This is a genomic window from Lysinibacillus sp. UBA5994 (genome assembly GCF_002429725.1).
Classification (GTDB): Bacteria; Bacillota; Bacilli; order Bacillales_A; family Planococcaceae; genus Lysinibacillus; species Lysinibacillus capsici.
Map to the genome: position 1 here is coordinate 427,196 of NZ_DJAU01000056.1, position 20,055 is coordinate 447,250.

At 32.3% G+C, this 20,055-nt stretch carries 25 protein-coding genes; 19 read left to right on the top strand and 6 right to left on the bottom strand.

What is annotated here, in order from left to right:
• Positions 1 to 15: 15 nt before the first annotated feature.
• From B3D98_RS18420 to B3D98_RS18455, 8 genes are all read left to right on the top strand, one after another.
• The gene (locus tag B3D98_RS18420) at positions 16 to 387 is read left to right on the top strand and encodes a GntR family transcriptional regulator (RefSeq protein ID WP_004225203.1); all 372 of its coding nucleotides are present in this window, start codon (positions 16 to 18) and stop codon (positions 385 to 387) included.
• Between the two features lie 5 nt (positions 388 to 392).
• Complete coding sequence (locus B3D98_RS18425; RefSeq protein ID WP_115673689.1) at positions 393 to 1,259, top strand: ABC transporter ATP-binding protein; 867 nt, start codon at positions 393 to 395, stop codon at positions 1,257 to 1,259.
• Positions 1,252 to 1,857, top strand: a complete 606-nt coding sequence (locus B3D98_RS18430) for an ABC-2 transporter permease (RefSeq protein WP_054550271.1) — start codon at positions 1,252 to 1,254, stop codon at positions 1,855 to 1,857. Before B3D98_RS18425 ends, B3D98_RS18430 begins: the two co-directional genes overlap by 8 nt.
• A gap of 276 nt (positions 1,858 to 2,133) precedes the next feature.
• Positions 2,134 to 2,508: a DUF6713 family protein gene (locus B3D98_RS18435; RefSeq protein ID WP_103119086.1), complete on the top strand. Its 375-nt coding sequence runs from the start codon at positions 2,134 to 2,136 to the stop codon at positions 2,506 to 2,508.
• Between the two features lie 95 nt (positions 2,509 to 2,603).
• Positions 2,604 to 2,972: a hypothetical protein gene (locus B3D98_RS18440; RefSeq protein ID WP_048392639.1), complete on the top strand. Its 369-nt coding sequence runs from the start codon at positions 2,604 to 2,606 to the stop codon at positions 2,970 to 2,972.
• A gap of 118 nt (positions 2,973 to 3,090) precedes the next feature.
• Positions 3,091 to 3,261, top strand: coding sequence for a hypothetical protein (locus B3D98_RS18445; RefSeq protein ID WP_167444828.1), 171 nt, complete (start codon positions 3,091 to 3,093; stop codon positions 3,259 to 3,261).
• 833 nt (positions 3,262 to 4,094) lie between these two features.
• Positions 4,095 to 4,946, top strand: coding sequence for a hypothetical protein (locus B3D98_RS18450; RefSeq protein ID WP_288585047.1), 852 nt, complete (start codon positions 4,095 to 4,097; stop codon positions 4,944 to 4,946).
• 247 nt (positions 4,947 to 5,193) lie between these two features.
• On the top strand, positions 5,194 to 5,673 hold the full coding sequence (locus B3D98_RS18455; protein ID WP_288585050.1) for a GNAT family N-acetyltransferase: 480 nt from the start codon (positions 5,194 to 5,196) through the stop codon (positions 5,671 to 5,673).
• 130 nt (positions 5,674 to 5,803) lie between these two features.
• Here B3D98_RS18455 and B3D98_RS18460 read toward each other — a convergent pair whose 3' ends face one another.
• Positions 5,804 to 6,745: a DMT family transporter gene (locus tag B3D98_RS18460; RefSeq protein WP_048392645.1), complete on the bottom strand. Its 942-nt coding sequence runs from the start codon at positions 6,743 to 6,745 to the stop codon at positions 5,804 to 5,806.
• Positions 6,746 to 7,050: 305 nt separating this feature from the next.
• Between B3D98_RS18460 and B3D98_RS18465 the strand changes: the two genes are divergently transcribed.
• Entirely contained in the window at positions 7,051 to 7,611 is a 561-nt protein-coding gene (locus B3D98_RS18465) for a hypothetical protein (protein ID WP_112118539.1), read from the top strand.
• Between the two features lie 334 nt (positions 7,612 to 7,945).
• Here B3D98_RS18465 and B3D98_RS18470 read toward each other — a convergent pair whose 3' ends face one another.
• Positions 7,946 to 8,110 (bottom strand): DUF2197 domain-containing protein, encoded by a 165-nt coding sequence (locus B3D98_RS18470; protein WP_066037314.1) that lies wholly within the window; start codon positions 8,108 to 8,110, stop codon positions 7,946 to 7,948.
• 28 nt (positions 8,111 to 8,138) lie between these two features.
• Entirely contained in the window at positions 8,139 to 8,768 is a 630-nt protein-coding gene (locus B3D98_RS18475) for a TetR/AcrR family transcriptional regulator (protein WP_288585065.1), read from the bottom strand.
• Positions 8,769 to 9,317: 549 nt separating this feature from the next.
• Here B3D98_RS18475 and B3D98_RS18480 point away from each other — a divergent pair.
• On the top strand, positions 9,318 to 9,722 hold the full coding sequence (locus B3D98_RS18480) for a MerR family transcriptional regulator (RefSeq protein ID WP_288585068.1): 405 nt from the start codon (positions 9,318 to 9,320) through the stop codon (positions 9,720 to 9,722).
• Positions 9,723 to 9,955: 233 nt separating this feature from the next.
• Complete coding sequence (locus B3D98_RS18485; RefSeq protein ID WP_066037316.1) at positions 9,956 to 10,345, top strand: VOC family protein; 390 nt, start codon at positions 9,956 to 9,958, stop codon at positions 10,343 to 10,345.
• 281 nt (positions 10,346 to 10,626) lie between these two features.
• Here the strand turns inward: B3D98_RS18485 and B3D98_RS18490 are convergent, their stop codons facing one another.
• Positions 10,627 to 10,962 carry a hypothetical protein gene (locus B3D98_RS18490; protein ID WP_054550262.1) on the bottom strand — a complete coding sequence of 112 codons (336 nt, stop codon included), beginning with the start codon at positions 10,960 to 10,962 and terminating at the stop codon, positions 10,627 to 10,629.
• A 303-nt stretch (positions 10,963 to 11,265) separates the two neighbouring features.
• Here B3D98_RS18490 and B3D98_RS18495 point away from each other — a divergent pair, with 303 nt between their 5' ends.
• Positions 11,266 to 11,586, top strand: coding sequence for a DUF1827 family protein (locus B3D98_RS18495; protein WP_048392662.1), 321 nt, complete (start codon positions 11,266 to 11,268; stop codon positions 11,584 to 11,586).
• Positions 11,587 to 11,807: 221 nt separating this feature from the next.
• On the opposite strand, the gene B3D98_RS18500 is transcribed toward B3D98_RS18495, so the two are convergent.
• Positions 11,808 to 12,005: a hypothetical protein gene (locus B3D98_RS18500; RefSeq protein ID WP_048392664.1), complete on the bottom strand. Its 198-nt coding sequence runs from the start codon at positions 12,003 to 12,005 to the stop codon at positions 11,808 to 11,810.
• 184 nt (positions 12,006 to 12,189) lie between these two features.
• Here B3D98_RS18500 and B3D98_RS18505 point away from each other — a divergent pair, with 184 nt between their 5' ends.
• Positions 12,190 to 12,438, top strand: a complete 249-nt coding sequence (locus B3D98_RS18505; RefSeq protein WP_054550260.1) for a hypothetical protein — start codon at positions 12,190 to 12,192, stop codon at positions 12,436 to 12,438.
• Between the two features lie 21 nt (positions 12,439 to 12,459).
• Here B3D98_RS18505 and B3D98_RS18510 read toward each other — a convergent pair whose 3' ends face one another.
• A complete protein-coding gene (locus B3D98_RS18510) occupies positions 12,460 to 12,663 on the bottom strand; it encodes a hypothetical protein (RefSeq protein WP_231595622.1) in 204 nt (67 codons plus the stop codon).
• A gap of 283 nt (positions 12,664 to 12,946) precedes the next feature.
• Here B3D98_RS18510 and B3D98_RS18515 point away from each other — a divergent pair, with 283 nt between their 5' ends.
• The 6 genes from B3D98_RS18515 to B3D98_RS18540 all read left to right on the top strand — a co-directional run bounded on the left by B3D98_RS18515 (position 12,947) and on the right by B3D98_RS18540 (position 20,044).
• Positions 12,947 to 13,546 carry an undecaprenyl-diphosphatase gene (locus B3D98_RS18515; RefSeq protein ID WP_288585076.1) on the top strand — a complete coding sequence of 200 codons (600 nt, stop codon included), beginning with the start codon at positions 12,947 to 12,949 and terminating at the stop codon, positions 13,544 to 13,546.
• A 216-nt stretch (positions 13,547 to 13,762) separates the two neighbouring features.
• Positions 13,763 to 14,509 (top strand): hypothetical protein, encoded by a 747-nt coding sequence (locus B3D98_RS18520; RefSeq protein ID WP_288585079.1) that lies wholly within the window; start codon positions 13,763 to 13,765, stop codon positions 14,507 to 14,509.
• 61 nt (positions 14,510 to 14,570) lie between these two features.
• The gene (locus B3D98_RS18525; protein WP_259950374.1) at positions 14,571 to 15,392 is read left to right on the top strand and encodes a DUF2785 domain-containing protein; all 822 of its coding nucleotides are present in this window, start codon (positions 14,571 to 14,573) and stop codon (positions 15,390 to 15,392) included.
• Between the two features lie 449 nt (positions 15,393 to 15,841).
• Entirely contained in the window at positions 15,842 to 16,654 is an 813-nt protein-coding gene (locus B3D98_RS18530) for an aminoglycoside adenylyltransferase domain-containing protein (protein WP_259950373.1), read from the top strand.
• 378 nt (positions 16,655 to 17,032) lie between these two features.
• Positions 17,033 to 18,387, top strand: a protein-coding gene (locus tag B3D98_RS18535) for an IS3 family transposase (protein ID WP_288585087.1) whose coding sequence is annotated in 2 segments (ribosomal slippage) — positions 17,033 to 17,486 and positions 17,486 to 18,387 — 1,356 coding nt in all. Because the reading frame shifts where the segments join, the coding sequence is not laid out codon by codon here.
• A gap of 697 nt (positions 18,388 to 19,084) precedes the next feature.
• Positions 19,085 to 20,044 (top strand): DUF2268 domain-containing putative Zn-dependent protease, encoded by a 960-nt coding sequence (locus B3D98_RS18540; protein WP_288585090.1) that lies wholly within the window; start codon positions 19,085 to 19,087, stop codon positions 20,042 to 20,044.
• The last annotated feature ends 11 nt before the right edge of the window (positions 20,045 to 20,055 follow it).

A 20,055-nucleotide genomic window follows, 5' to 3' on the forward strand; every position in this document is an offset into this window, starting at 1 on the left:
AGAAGAGGGATTGGCATGCAAATAATTATTTCGAACAGTTCAAAGGAGCCAATTTATGAACAAATTACGAATCAAATTAAATCACTTATTTTAGCAGGTGAACTACAGGAGGGCACAGCAATACCCTCCATGCGTAACCTCGCAAAGGATTTACAAATTAGTGTAATAACGACAAAACGCGCTTATGAAGAATTGGAGAAGGCGGGCTTTATCTATTCCATTGTTGGCAAAGGATCTTTTGTAGCGGAGCAAAATTTGGAGGTTATACGGGAAAAGAAGCTGAAGGTTATTGAGGAACAGCTAAGTGCGGTCATTGCGAATAGCAGAGAAATAGGCCTGTCACTTGATGAGCTAAAGGAATTATTGAAGATTTTATACGAGGAGTGAAAGGGATGGAAAATGTAGTTGAATTAAAGAATGTCACAAAGAGGTTCAAAGGCTTTTCCGTAAATCATATAAATTTACAGGTAAAGCGAGGCTTTGTAACGGGTTTCATTGGAGCAAATGGAGCTGGTAAGTCTACAACGATAAAAACGATGATGAATCTATTAAGGCCAGATGCTGGAGAAGTAAAGCTTTTCGGATTAGACTACAAGACGCATGAGAAGGAGATTAAGCAGCGCATTGGGTTTGTATACGATGGCAATATATTTTTTGAAGGGTTGAACTTAAAAGATATAAAACGTATAGTTGCACCTGCTTACAAACGCTGGGACGATACAATATTTTATCAATACGTAGAACAATTCGAATTACCACTTAACAAAGCAATAAAAACATTTTCTAAAGGGATGCAAATGAAGGCTTCATTAGCAATAGCCCTCTCACATCAGGCAGAGCTAATCATTATGGATGAGCCGACAGCAGGATTAGATCCCATTTTTAGACGGGAGCTGTTAGATCTATTACAGGAATTAATGGTTGATGGCAATCGCACTATTTTCTTTTCTACGCACATTACAACTGATTTAGATCGTATCGCAGATTACATAGCTTTTATACAGAAAGGGGAATTAGTATTTAATCAATCTATACACGATGTAGCTGAAAACTATGCGCTCGTTAAAGGTGAGTTGAATCTACTTGATAGAGACACTGAAAAAGCATTTGTTCATGTTCATCGTGCATCCACAGGATTTGAAGCATTAACGGATAATATTAAAGCAGCGAAAAATATTTTTGGAGACACAGTTATTATTGAACGTGCCTCTCTGGAAGATATCATGTATTACTTTAAAGGAGGCATCCATCATGCTTAACTTAATTAAACGCGATGTCATACTACAGAAAAGGCAGCTATTGCTTTTTATTCCTTTTATCTTAGTTTTTATTTTGTTGGGGGCACCACCCGTTTTAATTTTTCTGGTCGCCAGTATTTTTATTCCCTTTAACACATATGCATACGATGAAAAAGTTGAGACGAATATATTATTAAACTCCTTGCCATACACACGTACAGAAATTATCGCATCCCGCTATCTTGGAGCGATTGTCTATATGATTTTATCCATAGGTGTTACAAGTCTAGCGCTGCTAGCTTTCAATAAACATTTTACGGTATCTGACATTGCCATTGGTAGTGGCTTATTCTTACTATTTGCTGCGCTTACCTTCCCATTATTTCAGATATTTAAACAGGGTTATATTACAACGGTTATACTTATTAGCTTTATCCTCTTAACTTGGATTTCACGACCAATTGCATTGTATATGAATGAACACTTAACAACAATTATTGATTTTGTTGATAATACATCCGTTACGGTTTTATATACAGGGGCGACGTTTTTTATTATGCTAATCTATATTATTTCTTGGGGGATTACACATATTATTTATCAACGAAAAGCCTTCTGATTGTGTGCTTTTGTTTACTTCTAGAAGATTACTCAAGGAAAGTGGACAATTTTAGAATGGTGCCCTTGATAAAATTTCATTGGGAGCTGAATGTAAGATGGAATTTAAATGTCTTTATGCAAAAATGAATGAAGTAAAAAGGTTATATTGCTTAATATAAGGGAAAGAATGAAAGCCTCCATATGCCTACAAATCGACATATTTAGGCATGTTTACTTAGTATTTCGAAAGTGGTTTTATAGTAATATTTGGTATATAGTCTGTAGGAGGTTTTATATGCCTGATTTATTACTCGTTCTTTTTTTATTTAACTTTTCTTTATTTCTTTTGCACGAAATGGATGCAATAAGACGCTCTGAGTGGCGATTGTTTATAATACTTAAAGATATGGAAGATTCAAAGGCTTATAAAGTATTCACTTTTATTCACCTGTTTCTATACGTATTAATCCTTTCCTTACTTTTCAGTCAGTATCAAACCATCATTTTTTGGGTCCTTGATCTATTCTTTATCATTCATGCAATCCTGCATTTATTTTTTGAAAGGCATCCTCGAAATGAATTTAAAAATAGCTTTTCAAGATCCATTATTTATCCAATGGGGGTCCTTTCTGTAATACATTTAGTATTATTAATTAATATTTCGACTTAATTGTATTATAAAGGAAGTTTTCAGCTAGTAATTTGCAGAAAATTATTCCAATTTGTTGGTTTTCTGCTTATTATAAAGATGGAGGTGATTATCAGATGTATAGTAATACGGCAAATATGTTGAAGCAAACGAACAATCTTATCAATGCATTGAAAAAATTGAAGCAAAATCTATCTTTTGTGAAATTGTATATTAATAGCGATAGAATACTGGCTATCTATTTTTTAAGTAATGCGTATAGTGATTTTAATTTATTTAAAACAATTTATTTATCTGTAACACCTGGTGATCAAACGATTGATAAGTTTTTACAGGAGTATGAAAAATTCTTTGTAGAAGTGAATAAATACTTAGAGGTCTTTAATGATGATAGCGTCGTCGAGGATAGACTTCATAAGGAAGTTTTGTTTGCGATTAATGAATTAGAAAGATATTTGTTAAATCTGTTAGATGTGTATAGATAAAAAGTTAGACATTCCTTATTTCTGAGGGGTGTCTTTTATTTTAAAGAAGCTTCTTAGATTAAGCTTCTCTGGTTGTAGGGAGAAATGAATAAGAAATGTTAAGGGATAGGAGAAAAATATGATTAGAAAAATTGAAATGGGTTTGTTTGTAATTGGAGTAGTAATGGCCTTAATAGGTATGCCTTATTTATTGGGGTATTTAACGAATGAATGTTTAAAATATCCTCTCTATCTAGGGTTAATATTAATGGTTGCCACTCTCCCTGTAACAATATCCAAGAGAAAGTAATCCATTGAGATTTAAATACTTGGTGTCTAGAGATTGTAGAGACACACTTGTGATATTGATCCTAAAGAGTAGTATTATTCATAAGTAACGAGTTATCTTGCTGATACGTACTATAAAAATGATTTTAAGTAATAGAAAATTAAACAGTCACAAAAGTATTAAACAAAAATGCTATCTTGCTTTGAAACCTAATTTTAAAGAGAGACAACACTAAATGATGAAGAAATAAATACATTGTTAAAATAACAAAATGAATGCAAGAAAATAAGAAGCTCCATATAACTAAAGAAATACTACTCAAATCCCCTGGATAACTTTCTGCAGCTGTAAATCGAATACCTCCCATAAAAAGCACAGTCACCGATTGGATACAATAAGTTAAGAAAAGTACGATTACAAAATAAACAATATACGATAAAGTAAGAAAAATGTCTTATGAACTATTCCAGTCTCCTCCAACAATAATGATATTAGTTAGTTGCACATTTCTAAAAGTAATGCTCCTTCCATTACGAAAAAGGAAAATATTACATATATAAAATTAGGTGAGACATTGTTAAGATTTGATAGGTAAAGTATTCGATGGAATTGGAATAGAACGCTAGTTAGTCATTACAAACTTTAAAAAATGGTACATAGGTCTAAACTTAGGGACAATTAAAAAAGTAGTCAAAATAAAATATAGGAGCAGAAATGGCAGTCCTTACGTAATAAAGAAAGGAAAAACAGAGCTGATAATTGAGAATAGAGAAACTATTGTAGAGAAATTATCCGAACTTTTCTTAGTGCGACCATAGCTTTTAGAGGGTTTGTAAAAGGAAGGGAAGTATTTTATGAAAAATCAATTGATACGAATAATCGCTATCGCTCTACTTGGTGTGTGTGTATATATTAATATGTACGAAATAGATGAATTAGGGTTGATGCAATTTTTTGCATATGTTGGCTTATTAGGTTTTACTTTTGCGGTGGGTATGCCAATCATCTTTATTAAAAATAAGATTAGTTTATCCAAAAAATTTGGTTTGTTGTTTTTAAGCATGATCATCGCAGCAATAATTCCTTTATTGGGATTTGGAAATTTAAAATATATCCTTGAAGAACATTTAATGAATAAAGAGATGAATAAAGTTGTAAATCAATATAATGTAAATTTGCAAACTGATGAGGTGTTTTTAACCTTTCAAAATCATCTTCTCGTTGGAAAAAGAGATGATTTGCTTGGAAGTATAGACAAAACACTATTGGTTTATAATGCCGTAGGGAAAGAAACGAAAAGAATTAAAATAACGGAATTAGCAAAAGCAGCCGTTCCTTATCTGCCCCTTACTGATAAAGAAAAGGAAACAACTTATTTTGATGGTATGAAGACACAAGGAAATACATATGACCTTTGGGAAAAAATAGATGATAACGACATACAACTATTTTTTAGATACGTTACAACGGAAGTTCCTGAGGATTATCAACCTGAACCAGATATGCCAGCCGATGCAAAGGACATAAAGTTCCATTATGACATCACCTATTCACCGGTTTTAGATGAGAACGGGGAATTTGTTTTTAGTTCGGATACTTTCCATTTATATAAAAGCAACGACTCAATTCGAGTTAGCTACAAAGCTTCGGGCATTGAAGCGATTGTTGCTCCAAATACTGCAGTGTTAGTGAACGAAATCAAGTAAAGATTACATACATTGCTAAGTACAACATGAAGCCAGTAGAGTGTTAGCGGCAAATCCACAAACGTAACTAGTATGAATATACTAAGTAACAACAAAGCCTAGGTACTCAAATTAATGTTGAGCCTGGGCATTTTTTTCGTGATTTATTTATCTAACGAACGTCTTGTTTTTCGAAATTTCAAATAAATGAATGACCACAACCTAATAAAGTGGTAAAGTATAGAAAAAGTGAATGGAGAATTATGTAATGGAAAAACTGAAGAAGGTTGAATTAAAACATTTTTTAAGTGAATATATGCAAGGACTGAACGCTTTTGTACTTACTGAAGAGCAAAAACAATTTTCTGCACTGCCGAGCAATTTTGAGGAAATTAATGAAGGACAGCATCGCATTGTAATTCTAAGTGAAAATACACCTGTTGGTTTCTTTCTCCTAAATGCAAATGAACGAGTTAAGAAATATTCTACGAATAGAAATGCGATGCTATTATCTGCATTATCAATTAATCATACAGAACAAGGGAAGGGCTATGCAAAACAAGGAATGACATTACTAGCTGAGTTTGTTAAAGCAGAATTTCCTAATTGTGATGAAATTGTTTTAGTTGTAGACAAAGCTAATATTCCAGCACAGAAACTATATGTAAAAGTAGGGTTTGAAGATACGAATGAAAGGCTAATAGGACGTATCGGCGAAGAAATAATCATGAGGCAATTCATAAAATAAAGTTAGACCACCATTGTCACCAGAGTTTATGCTACATTTTGTAGATGAACTCTGGTTTTATGTTTTGGGGAAATGTCGCATCCATTCTTGAAAAAGAGTTTCATCGATCAAGATTAGCAAAGAAAATGATTTAAAATATCCTGATTAAAAATACACCGGCTATCATCACCATTAAACCAATTATTTGTAATGGTTGAATTCGATTCTTTAGCGAGTTAAACAATCCGAATTGCTGTACCAGCAAGCTACCAGTGATTTGACCGAATAAAGCAAGAACTACAGTTTGGCCATTTCCAATTTGATTGACAAGAAATACATTGATGAGAACATAAGATCCTCCTAAGATCCCGCCAATCCATATCCACCAGGGAGCAGCTTGTTTAAAAGGCTCTTTAATACTTGTGTAAGATCGATCTTTTAACCCAACAATTATAATCAAGGTAATAGTACCAACAAAGAATGAAACAAGGGCAGCATGAGAAGAAGAGTGAAGAACTTTTCCTAATTGTCCATTAACAGCGATTTGGATAGCTAGTAACATTCCTGCTAGAATCCCTACTATGCGCCAAATCCATAGATTCCGCACACTCTCCTTATTTGTTTGGGGAGAATACTGTTCATTTTTCTTGCTTCGTATAGCTGTAGCTAAAAGGACGCCTAGTAAGACTAGTAATATGCCAAAGATTCGATTCCATCCAAAGGAATATTGTGTTGCATTAAACCAGCCATTATGATCGATTAACATACTCATGAGAGTCATGCCAAAGATCGGTAGGATAGTTGTTTGCACACTTCCCAATTTAGGAAACAAGAGAATGTTAGTAGTTATCGCAATAGCGCCACCAATTCCCCCCAACCAAATATAGATAGGTTGGTTCAACAATAAATCTAATGGAATCCCCAGTGATGAACCACTACTTACTAATGTAATAGTTAAGAAGATGACACCAACAGCGAAGGAAATCATTGAAGCTAAAAAAGGAGAAATCACAAACTTTCTTAATTGAGCATTAATGGCTGTTTGCACAGCAAGAATAGCTCCAATACTTATAGCCAAAAGTACTGCAAACATAAAATTCATCACAACCTTTGTTGAAGAAAATGTAAAGAAAAAGAAATGTAAAACAACGCATGATTGATTATATCAGAGTACGTGTTGAATTTTATAAAATTAAGCACTGAACACTAAGTAAGAAATAGATTTTATTTATGATGTGGAACGTCACCAAACACATTAAGATAACGATAAAAAATCAGTTTCTCAAAAAAGAAATGATTTTTCATGTATAGAAGCGGTTAAGAAATAGAGCTTTATGTTAATAAAGTATAGTGTAATCTCTTCATATTCTGTATATTGGTGTATGAGGAGGAGATTTAATGGCAAGAAAATGGATACTACCATTATTTATATTACTAGGTGTTTTGATCTCTGGTTGTAGTGAGGGTCAGGAAAAAGGTAGCAAAGATGGTGGAGATGTAGAAGTAACTATTCCAGCTCTATTTTTTGAGGGTCAGGACATTGATTCTGTTATTTCAAAGGCAAAAAGCAGTGGGATGAAGGAAGTCAGTAAGAATGATAATGGTTCTTTAACTTATAAAATGTCTGAAACAGAACATAAAGAAATGATGAAAGGTTTAAAAGAAGGCATTCTAGCAAGTGTAGAAGAGCTTAAAGCAAGTGAAGAGTTCAAATCTATTAAAGATGTAACCTATGACAAGTCTTTTTCAGAATTCACTTTATCTGTAAACAAAGAAGAATTCGATAATAGTCTTGATACAATGGCCTCATTCGGACTAGCTTTAACAGGTATGTACTATCAATTATTTAATGGTGTGGATGAAAAGGATTATAAAGTCAAAGTAATTTTTAAAGATGAATCAAATGGAGATGTAATTAACACGATAGTTTATCCAGATGATTTAAACAAGAAAAATTGATCGGAAGAGCACCTAACATAGGTGTTCTTTTTAAATGCTTTGAGTGCAATCGAGTTGGGCAGTAGTAGTTGTTCCTGATTCTTGATTGCTTTTTATTTTTGCAAAGGTTTTGTGTTCAAAGTAGAATGTCAGCAGCAAATTCTTAATGCAAACATGGATAGGCATAAGAAAATGATAGAATTTGTTTTGAGAAACGACTGACGATAGCATAGTTGTAAGTAGAGATAGAACTAAATGATTCCACAAAGCCCAGATACTCATTAATTTTGAGCCCGGGCTTTATACTTATTTAACTTGTAATCCCTTTTATTATTCTCAAGATCGGCTGAAGGAGCTATCTAAAGAAATTTTTAATAGCATCCATACGAATTTTGCTATAACATTCTTCGCAACGAAAAATCTTATCGGTTCTTTCCTTTAACTGTCTAAATCTCAGTGATCCCTCGTATACTCTGAATTTATTCCTACAACTAGAACAAATTACCTCATAGTAATGCATAGCTATCCTCCTCAAGTTTTCTGACATATTATTTTTTAGTTGATTTAACGAATATTGTAATTAGTTCTCTCGTATATTCCTCAACATTTAACTGGGGATTTCTCATTAATTCAATAGTGAATCCGTCAATGGAATTTCGTATCGTTAACGCCATTACTCTCGAAGCCAATTTGGTGAATTCTCGGAAGACACCCGCGTGCATTCCTAGTGTAAGTATGTTTTCAATGGGAAGAAAAATAGTATCATCATGATCCGCCGCAAAACGAAGTTTGCCATCAGCAGTTCTTTCATTAGAAACAATTTCAATGACAGCGAAAACATGTTGCCGATTTTCATCTATGAATCTAAGGTTTGATTCAATATAAATGCTAAGCATATCTATAGGAGATTTTTGATTTTCGATTAGAGGAGCAGTATAAGCTTGACATGCCATATAGTAATCATAAATTACTTGCTCTAACAATTCCCCCTTACTTGCAAAGTGATAGGAGATAACCCCCTTACTGATTTGTGCACGTTTTGCAATTTGACCTAAAGAAGCTTGAGCGTAACCCACCTCTGCAATGGTTTCAATAGCACATTCCACAATTTGAGTTCTACGAGCTTTTTCAATAAATGACATTTCTTTTTGATTAGTTGTTTTATTTTTTTTACTCATGTATTTATTTTAGCACGGTTGTACTAATTAAGCGAATAAAAAAACATTTAGGGAGGTTCCTAAATGGAGGCTTTTCTTTTACTTTGAAATGTCAAGGGCTAGACTAGGGCGTTTCGTGAGGAAGATTAAGATACTTGAGCTTGGAACTATTTCTTATCTGTTGACATGGAGTCGGCTCCATCTTTTAAGATGAATGAAATCAAAGAATGGAGTGATGGGATGGTAATTTTGACAACTATACTAATTGTGTTATATGCGGTTTTAATAGGAGTGGCAGGGATAAAAAAATGGAAAGAAGTTGGATTTGAAGTACGAACATTCATATTTGTTATCATATCAATTAGTATTCTCTTAATATTATGTATACCAAGCAAAGGTTGGTTATTTATATTACTGATAATTGCGTTTATCTTGTTACATATACTAGCAGTTATAGAAGGGAGGTTAACAAATGGACGAATTACTTTCAGCCATCATATCATTCGCTTCATTTTCCATTGTATAATTGCCCTAATGGTTTATAAATTTATATTATAGAAGGAGATTTTAATGAAAATTGGTGAATTTGCAATATGTACTGGTCTTAGTAAAGATACTATTCGTTATTATGAAAAAATGAATTTATTGCAACCGGAAATTAAAAATAAGCACCGCTATTATAACAAGAAAGACATTGATATAGTGGAAGCAATTCTTAAACTTAAACAAACGGGATTTTCTCTCCAAGAAATCAAAATGCTTTTTGATTGGTCGGGAAATATTGATCAAAATAAAAAACTGACAAAAGAAGAATTACAAAATCTACTTGAAATAAAAGTTATATTCCAAGAAAAGTATGAGCAGATGTTACAAAGAGAACATCAGCTTAAACAAATTAAACAGGTTTTATTAAATATAGATAATAAAATAAAGCACCTTTTAGAGAAAAATAAAGAAGAAAATTGCTGGTTTTAACGATGTGTTTAGAAAATAAAGGAAAAGAATGTACTAATAATTAAAGCTGTTTGACGTTCTAATTGAACGTTTGAAACGAACGTCTGTAGGTGAGAAACAATATTTTAAGCTCTTCTATTTAGTTATTTCTAAAAGTGTTGTTTCTTCAACTTATCGAGAAGGTGTGCAAGAAGGAATAGTAGAATATCACGTTGAAATAGAAGTAGAAATAAATTAGTAAGGAGGATGTATTTGTGACTAGCCATGACTATAAATCACCAATAAAAAACAGAATCGGCGGTGTATTTGTTCCAGTTCGTAACCTAGAGAAAGCAAAAGAATGGTACAGAAAAATACTTGGTTTGGAAGGGGGAGAAGAATATTTTGGACATTTATTCGTGGTACCCATGAAAGGTACCGCTGGATTAATTTTAGATTCCATGCCAAAGTGGAGAAAAGAAGATGGTGATATTACCACTTACCAAGTTCCGTCAATTCAGCTTTTGACCGATGATATTGAAGCTTCATATCAATTTATGAAAGAAAATAATGTTGAACTGGTTACAGAGATTCAGGATAATTTTTATTTTGTGTTCAAAGATTTAGATGGCAATTTACTAATGATTTGTAAAGAAACTACTTAAAAAAATGCGAAAATTGCTCTTTGGACTACTGGAAAGAAAGTGGGGAGTCAATCGCAGCTGAATGTGCATTGTACAAAGTGATAAACGATAAACAATTCAAGATTGATGATAAATTTATCAAGTTTTACTTGACATCAAAAGCGTACTAGCGAGGAGAAGGTAGACAATTAATTAAGTTTATCGAGGATTAATCGAAAGAAAAAGGTCACTTCTATTAAAAGTGACCAGGATGCTTAGTTATGCTTTATTAAAACTCTAGGGGATTAGGTGTTTATTCAATTTTATTGAATTGTAATATTTCCTTTATATGTTGCAAAGTAAATACCTGCATCAGGATCGTATGCATAATCAAATCTTGTTAGGTATCCTGCGTATTTAAAATCTCCATCCCATTCAACATGATAAATTTGTCCAGGTGGAAACGTTGAAGTTCTTGTATTAACTGTGACATATTTAGTATACACAGCAGCTGGACTAACATTGTCTATACTAGTAGAGTTTTGAACAACGTTGATTTCGGCTGCTGAAACATTACCTGATGGATAGATGAAAAATGAAACAAGTAAAGCTGAGAGTAGAGCAAAACCAAAAATGCGACCTTTAATTGTTTTTACCATTATTATTCCTCCATTCTAGTATAATCCCCTAGTAATTTACATTTAAACATATATTGGTATTTATAGCAACGGATGGTGGCTATTGGTTATGAAATTGATTAAAAAGTAGGTGTTACACATGCATTATGAGTGGTTAAAGAACTATCAATAATTAGCAGATTAATTTGTACATAGAATAAGCGTTAATCTCAAAAAAATCTACATAACATACTTTTTATATTTTCATAAATTTCTCCTTGCTAAAGAGCGAATGTTTGTTCTAATATAAATACAAACAAACGTTCCGTAGAAGGAGAGGTCAAAATGGCGAAAATATATAATTTTCCAACTAAAGCATTTCGAGATATAACAAAGGAAAGAGTTGATGTTGTAACTATTGCTTCTGGTTTTATGGGTGGTGTTGTAAAGGTATATGAATGTGAAGGGACAGTCATTATTCATAGTGAAAATAAGAAATCCAGCCATGCTAGTATTTCAAATGATCTTGGTCAGGTTAAAGAATGGGAGATTAGATATGCAATAGAACATATATTAAAAAGAGGCATTACAGAAGTGAATATAAAAGTTAGTAATACAGGAGTTGTTCATATTCGTAATAAAGATATTAATTCACTTTCTCAGTAAAGTCAGGTCACTTATAAAATAATATGAGTACTGGTTATATCGTTAATGGTCTTTTTAAAACGTAGTTTGCAACTATCCCTTCGACTGTTAGAGGCTTTTAAATTTGTTCCAGCTAACTCTGATAGCAAGTAATTATCAACTTGCTTGGAATGATCATGTACAAGAAATAACAGGTCAAGGTCAATTGGAGTTAGATATTTAAAAGATATTGTTCTGTAAAGTTATTTAACTTTTAGAGGTTTTACAAAGAATGAAATGAACATAACAGAAACCCCTATAGCAATGAAAAGTATTGCAACAGATTTATTTGAAATAAATGAATTGTATTCTAGGGCACCTGTTAATCTCGCTGATCCGATTGAAAGCGATAAGATGCCTAAAACAAATATGATATGTCCAATTTTAGAAGGTGTTTTCATTTTATAACAACTCCTGATATTTAGGTAATAACTTACAAAAGGATAACATGATTAGGTAATATTTGAAAATATGGTTCGGTTTGATTATTGCACAATAGGAGTATTTGAGGTTGATGGAAGAAGTACAAAAGTCAATATGGGCTGTCAGTAAATTATATGAATTTATAATAAAGGGGTATGTTTTATGAAACCATTTATGTTACGGCATAAACTGGGTTGGCTACCTAACAAATTAGAGTATCGCAGAACCTATATCATAGGTTTTAAAGGAGAAACAGACGAAAGTTATACTTTCATGCTAACAAAGAATAGTAAGTATGTAAGATTAGTAAATAACAATAAAGAAATGGTTGTTAGGAAAAGAGAATTAAAGAGATATTTCAAGGATGGTTGTTTACAGTTTCTAACTACACAATATGAGGAACATGCTTGAAAGATATGGAATGGTAAACGTTTAACTTTTTTCTTTTTTGGGTTTAACAAAGTAAGAAATGAACATAACAGAAACGCCCATAGATATGTATAGTAGTGCAACAGATTGATTTGGAATAACTGAATCATATTCAAAGAAACCAGATAATCTTCCTAATCCAGTTATCATCAAAGTAATGCCAAAAATAAATATGATATATCTATTTGTAGAATGTATTTTCAACACAAAACAACCCCCGAGGCTTCCTAATAATTTATATAAGGATAACATAAACTGGTAAATATTTCACTATTCAGATTGAGTCAATATACATTATGAATATGTAAAATAAACACGTTCACTTGTACGTGTATGTCAGAAACGAGCAATTGATACAACTAATCATAAAGGCTTTCAAATCAAAGTGACAATAATGTTAGCTTAAGCAATTAATTGTCACCTTTTACGATGGTTTAAAGATACATTTTTTCTTAACATAGCTTTATTAAGCTATAAAGGAGAGAATGTCTTGAATATATTAGAAATAAATAATGATTTATTTAGAATGCTTAATAGTCTAGGAAAAGAATTTCAATTCTTCAATTTACCAATGATTATTATTGCTGAATACACAGTTATTTTCTTAGCTATTTTTGTTATTCTGTTCTGGTTTACCAAAGATAGAGAAAATAAAATAATGCTCATGTGCGCAAGCATAGCTTTCGTTTTGGCTGAAATTATAGGGAAATTTGCAGGGTTATTACATTTTAATCGCCAACCATTTGCTGTCCTTTCGAATACAAATCAGTTGATAGAAAAAGCAATAAATAATTCATTTCCAAGCGATCATACCATATTATTTTTTTCATTCTGTATGTCCTTTTGGTTATTTAAAAAAGGAAAATGGAGTCTATGGATTTTGCTTGCTATATTAGTCGGAATTTCACGTATTTGGGTAGGAGTTCATTATCCATTAGATGTAATGGTAGGTGCTCTTATTGGAATTACTTCTGCAATAATAATTTACTTTACACTTCCGAAATTAACACTAATAGAAAATGGAATTACCAAATATGAATCCATTGAAAAAGTAATTAGAAGAAAATTCCATAAAACAAATCTAATGTAAAACAATATTAAAGGTCACGTCTAAAATTAAAGTGTACCCTTTACAAAGGGTACACTTTAAAACAGGTGTGACTTTTTCTTTTGCTTTGAAAACATCAAACAGCCAAAACGCTATGAGTTGAGATGGCAGGGTTTGGTGATGTTTTGAAAGTGGAATTTGTAGAAAATTGTTTCAATTTATTATCTCTCAGATTATGATTTAGTGGGAGGTTAAATAATGTCAGATAAAATTAAAAACATTTTTATTGGAATCATATTTTTTGTTGTCCTAATTTTAGGGACATCATTCGTAATTGATACAATATTGATCAATGGATTAAAAGTTGATAATGGACTTATAGGTAGTATAGTGGGTGGGATAATAGGAATGGTAGGCGTAATTGTAACTACTTATTTCATTATCGAAGCAAACAAAAAATCAGTGGAGGATTCGTTAAAAAAACAAGATAAGCAGGCAAGGGATAGAGATTACATTGCATTAATCCTTACCAAAGCAGAGGAGTTGAACCATGAAATTATAAAATCTACTCAAATCTACAAAAAAATAATGGATAATTTCAGAATTACTAAAACACACCAAATCTTAATTAACACATATGAGGATAGATTTTCTTTAAAACGTAAAGATGACGGAATTTATGATATGGCTAAAAGGGATTTGGTCGAAAACAATCTGAAATTCGAAAAACTGCGAAACGAATTAACAGTTTGTTTAAATACTTTAATTATAAAAAATATTTACATCGGAATTTTATCAGACCAAATTAATGGTTACGAACATACAGTTAATCAGAATATCGAAATAATAATTAATAGTTTAGATTCAATAGGTAATTTAAATGAACTAGAAGAAACGTTCCGATGGCAAAATAAGTATTACATAAATGATTCAAATAAATTACTAAAAGATTTGAATGATTTTGTTGTAGAAAAACTGAGCGAATTAAGAAAAGGCGTAAGTTGAATACTTTACTAATCAATAAAGGGTTGATTTCAAACAAATTTTTCTAATAGGAGCGTGTAAAATGAATTTAAAAGAAAAGTTGATATTAATAAAAGAAAATGGGTACCAAGCACCTCCCGATAGATTTCAGTTGATACTAGAAATGATAAATAACATTGGCTCTTTGGATGCCCAACTACGTGATGAGCTAATTTATACAACCTTATCACACTGGATTCCTGATAAATCTCTCACCGCAAACGAACTAGAACAACTTTTACCGGTTGTTTTGGATAAAAACCATTTGCTTTTTAAACTTGGTGAAACAAATACAGACTCTGTCTTCACTCGGTCTTTCTCCATGCTAGTCATACCGCTCCTCTTAACGAGGCATAGAGAATCACCATTTCTCTCAAGAGAGCAAATTCATCACATAAAAGAGAAAGTATTTTACAATGTACAAGAAGAGCGAGATTACCGTGGGTATGATGAAGAAAAAGGCTGGGCTCATGCCATAGCCCATGCAGCAGATGCTTTAGATGATTTGGCTCAATGTTCCGAACTGGATAAAAGCGACCTCTTAACTATCCTCGATTTGGTTTACGAAAAGATGACTATAACAGAGCGAATTTACTCCGATGGGGAAGATGAGAGAATGGTCAACTCCATAATTAGTGTTTTAAATAGAAAAATACTTAGTCAGATTTGTGTAGAGCAATGGATTCAAAGTTTTGGTGATGTGGAGAAAAATTCAGAATTTCTTCCTGCCTTTAAGCAAAAAAATAATATAAAGAACTTTTTGAAAAGTTTATACTTTCGAGTTAAATTTTACAAAGTGGATGCCGTTCTCTGCTCGACTATCGAGCAGACATTATATAAAGTAGAAAAAGTATACTATTCTTAATTTAAAAAGTGTCGAATAAAAAAAGAATATCTTCATAATGAAATTACTCTCTTGGTAGCTATCACTTATGACCTGTCCCTATCACTCATCATCTTCAGATTATGCAACCTCTGCATAAAAACATGTTGCAGAATATGAGAAGAAGCTTTTAGAGGTACAAAATCTAATCGTAAGAGTTACTGGTGATAGAGAGGTCCAAGTGTTGAACTGGATGTTAGATGGCAATTTGCAACGGTGAATAGGCCAACATATGGCTTTATCAGCAACGAGCATTCGAAGAATTAAAAAATAGTATTGTTTATCAGATGTTGGCGTAAGAAAGGGAGGGCTCTATGTCCTCTTTTTTTAGTGGCAAATGGAATTTCTATTAATAATCCTTATCAAAAATAGGAATTATATTATTTATTTAGTAATATAAGTGTTTGATTAGAATTAAAAGGAGAGTTTCTGTGGATTCTAAAGTTCCTATCCAAGTTCAAAGTTTTTTAAATGAATATTTATCGTTATTTGAAAATCAAATTCCTAATACACTGGATGCATTATATTTACATGGTTCAATTGCTCTTCATGCTTACATAGAAGGTTCTAGTGATATTGACTTTATTGCTGTTGTAAATCGATCCCTAACTGAATCAGATGTGAAAATAATATCTGATCTTCATGAAAAACTAAATCAAAAATATAAGAAAACAATAATGGATGGGTGTTATTTACTAGATAAAGATTTTGGTAAGAAACAATCTGAGATAAAGAATTGTTTATACGTAAATGAAGGTAAAACAAAATGGAGTAATGATTGTACTAACCCTATTACTTGGTGGATTTTAAAAAACAAAGGAATCACTATAAAGGGTTCAGATGTTACCACATTAGTTTTTAATGTTGATGAAAGTATATTAATTGAATATGTTTTAGAAAATATGAATACCTATTGGTTAAATCGATTGAAGACAATAAAAAAATATAAGACCATAGCTCTTCTGTTACCAAATAAATTTGTCGATATGGAAGTAGAGTGGTCTATTACAGGGATGTTACGTCAATTTTATACACTTAGAGAATGCGATATTGTTTCAAAGGTAGATGCTAGTAAATATGCAATCAATCATATACCAGAAAGATGGCATAACCTTATAAAAGAAGCTATTAGTATTAGAGAAGGATTGAACATACGTTATTATAAATCTAAAAAACAACGTATTGATGATACTATCCAATTCATGAATTACATACTTGATGCTTGCAATAATATTGAAAAATAATAAACAAATCAATGTTTAAATGTGATACATGTTACAAACGTTATATATGTTACACATTAGGTATTCAAAAATTTATCTTGTAAAATGGGAGGCAGGACGGTGCGGTAAGGTTTTCCTCCCTTGGCATTTATAAATTACTAATTATTAGGGAAAGACAGACCGACCTGCGCCGAGCAAATTAGTTCGGAGCATGACATACATGGCAGGTCTATATTTTTTTAGAGATAAGGCAATGCGCCAGTTTACTTGTTTTGTTAAGAATAATATGTATAAAAATAAATCATTCCCTTGTTCTAAGATGAACTGCACCCCAATTGTTAGACACGGTGCTGCACCCCAAAAGTTAGAGTAAAAAACTAACTTTTGGGGTGTTTTTCTATGGCTAAATATTCTTACGAATTAAAATTACAGGCAGTACTTGCCTATTTAGACGGTAAAGAATCAATGCGAGCAATTGCCAAGCGTTTCAATATAAGCAAAACACCTTTATTAAATTGGATAGCTCTATACAAAGAAAATGGCGTACAAGGATTAATTCCAAACTATACAAACTATGATATTCAATTTAAAATGGACGTACTAAATTATATGATCGAATTTGGGGCGTCTCTTACACAGACAGCAGCAGTCTATAATATTCCTTCCCCTTCTACCATACATCAATGGCAAAGGCAGGTTGACTTTTCTGGTGTTGACGCCCTCCTTCCGAAGAAAAAGGGGCGTCCATCCATGAAAAAAGAATTAAACAAACAACCAAAACAAGCACCAATAGAAGGCTCTACTGAAGCACTTCAAGCACGTATTAAACAGCTTGAAATGGAAAACGAGTATTTAAAAAAGTTGAACGCCTTAGTTCAAAACAAGGAAAAATCACTACGAAAGACAAAGTAAAAATAATTTGTGAATTAAGGCAAAAATATTTAGTAAAGGCACTTGTGGCGTTAGCAGACATTCCAAGAAGTACATTCTATGACATCTCAAAGAAAATAGATTTACCAGATTCAGATGCCGATCTAAAAAACGAAATAAAGGCGATTTTTGTAGAACACGACGGTCGTTATGGCTACCGTCGTATTCGTGATGAACTAGCGAATCGCGGGCAAAAAGTGAATCATAAGAAGGTTCAACGTATTATGAAAGAGTTAGGTTTAAAGTGTATTGTACGCATGAAAAAATATAAATCATATAAAGGTACAGTCGGTAAAATTGCGCCAAATATTTTAGATCGAAACTTTACATCGGAAGCACCCAATGAGAAATGGGTAACGGATATTACAGAGTTTAAATTGTTTGGCGAAAAAATTTATTTATCACCTGTTTTAGATTTATTTAATGGTGAAATCATTACCTATACAATTGGCTTTAGACCAACGTACTCTCTTGTTTCAGAAATGTTAGAGAAAGCCTTAGAACATCTACCTGAGGACCACCAGCTACTGATGCATTCAGATCAAGGGTGGCATTATCAAATGAAGCAATATCGTCAAACCCTTCAATCAAGAGGTATCGTGCAAAGCATGTCTCGTAAAGGAAACTGTTACGACAACTCGGTGATGGAGAATTTCTTTGGGATTATGAAATCAGAATTCCTTTATCTAAAAGAATTTGAAAGTGTGGAGCATTTTAAAAAAGAATTAGAAAAATATATTGATTATTACAATAACAAACGGATGAAGGCAAAATTAAAAATGAGTCCAGTACAATACCGAACTCATTTTACTCAAGCTGCCTAATGAACTAACCGTGTCTAACTTTTAGGGGTCACTTCACGTCTTGGTCTTTTTTAATATCATAATGGGATAGCCATTATCCAATCAGATACTTGACCTGAAACTATAAAACAGGCTAAAGCGATTATTATAAGCTTGTAACTCTTAGTTTTGTGTTTCAAATTTAAGTACAACATGCGCCCACATATTGTTAATGCTATCGTCTGTATGGCAAAAATGATCAGTAATACACAAAATATAATTGTTGCAGCTGTCACTATACATTCACCTCCATTCTAATAACAGGTAAGTATAAAAAAACCCCAATACCGCTCATTATGAGACTAGTATTGGGGTTTTCCCATTACAAATACGCTGTTATTTAATTATTCCAATTATACAATTTTGGACGGTAACCTAAATATTCCCTATGTAGTTTTATAAAAAAGATTGATTATATAATACAAAGTTCGATAATTTATAATAAGTTTGATTATAAATCTTATCCAAGTATGATATTTTCTTATTCAACAATCGGGCTAGATTGTTGATAAACGTTTTCAATAAAATTGGACATTATTGTTGAATTATTGAGTAAAAGATATTGAAGCTTTTCACTTAAACTAACGGGGCAGTTTAGTTCAAGAATTAATAGGTGAAAAAAGACTAAAATATGGTAATGTTATTTACGAATAGTCTTTTTTACATAAGGAGGATTTTTTTGAAAAAATATCTAAACATTTTTGTTGTGTTTATTCTATTAATTTCATGTTTAACCCTTACTTCTTGTACACAAACAGAAAAAGAGCAAAAAATAATTGACAAAGAAATGGTGTTCTCATTTGAGCACCCTCAAACCAAACAAAAATACAAAATCATTTATGCCAATCAACTGTTTTATCCGTATATTGAAAAGGTCAAAGATAATCCGAATCTTTCAACCTCGGAAACCTTGGAACTGTATAATAATGAGATTATTCAACCCATATATCAAGATTGTTTTGAAAATGGAGAATACCTTCATATGGCAGAAAATCTTCTTAATACGATTCCTAATGGGTTAACAGAAATAGAAGTGGTAAGTGAAAAAATGGGGACTCGTAAAGCAGAAATCAATCAACTTATACAAGAATCCCTTTTGAAATCAGCTGACCTCCTACCCTCTCAAAGTGATGTAGCAGTTTGTGTATTCCCTTCCTCTACCAATAATAGGAGGGCATTCGCAGTAGGAGCGGGCAAAATTATTATCCCACTTAATCTAAATGTTTTGGGGGATGCTTTAAAGTCAATCGTTGCCCACGAATACCATCACAGTGTTTGGGCGGAAAAGCATGACAATGGGGACAAGTTTTCTGTTTTGGATAATATGGTTTTTGAAGGAAAAGCGGTCATGTTTGAAAAATCTGTATATCCTGACTACGACTATACTCCGATTTACTCGACTTACAACAAGGTTTTGTGGTCTAAAGTTAAACCTGATTTAAAAAATTATGACAGTAATCGTAGCTTAGAAATTTTAAATGGCGGAAAAGGGTTGCCGATATCTTACGGCTATAGTGAAGGCTACAAGATGGTAAAATCCTATCTTGACTTAAATCCTGATAAAACACCAGAGGAATGGACAGCCTTAAGTGCAAAAGAAATTTTTGAAAAAGGAAACTATCTTGAAAACTATCAATAACAAATCTATGA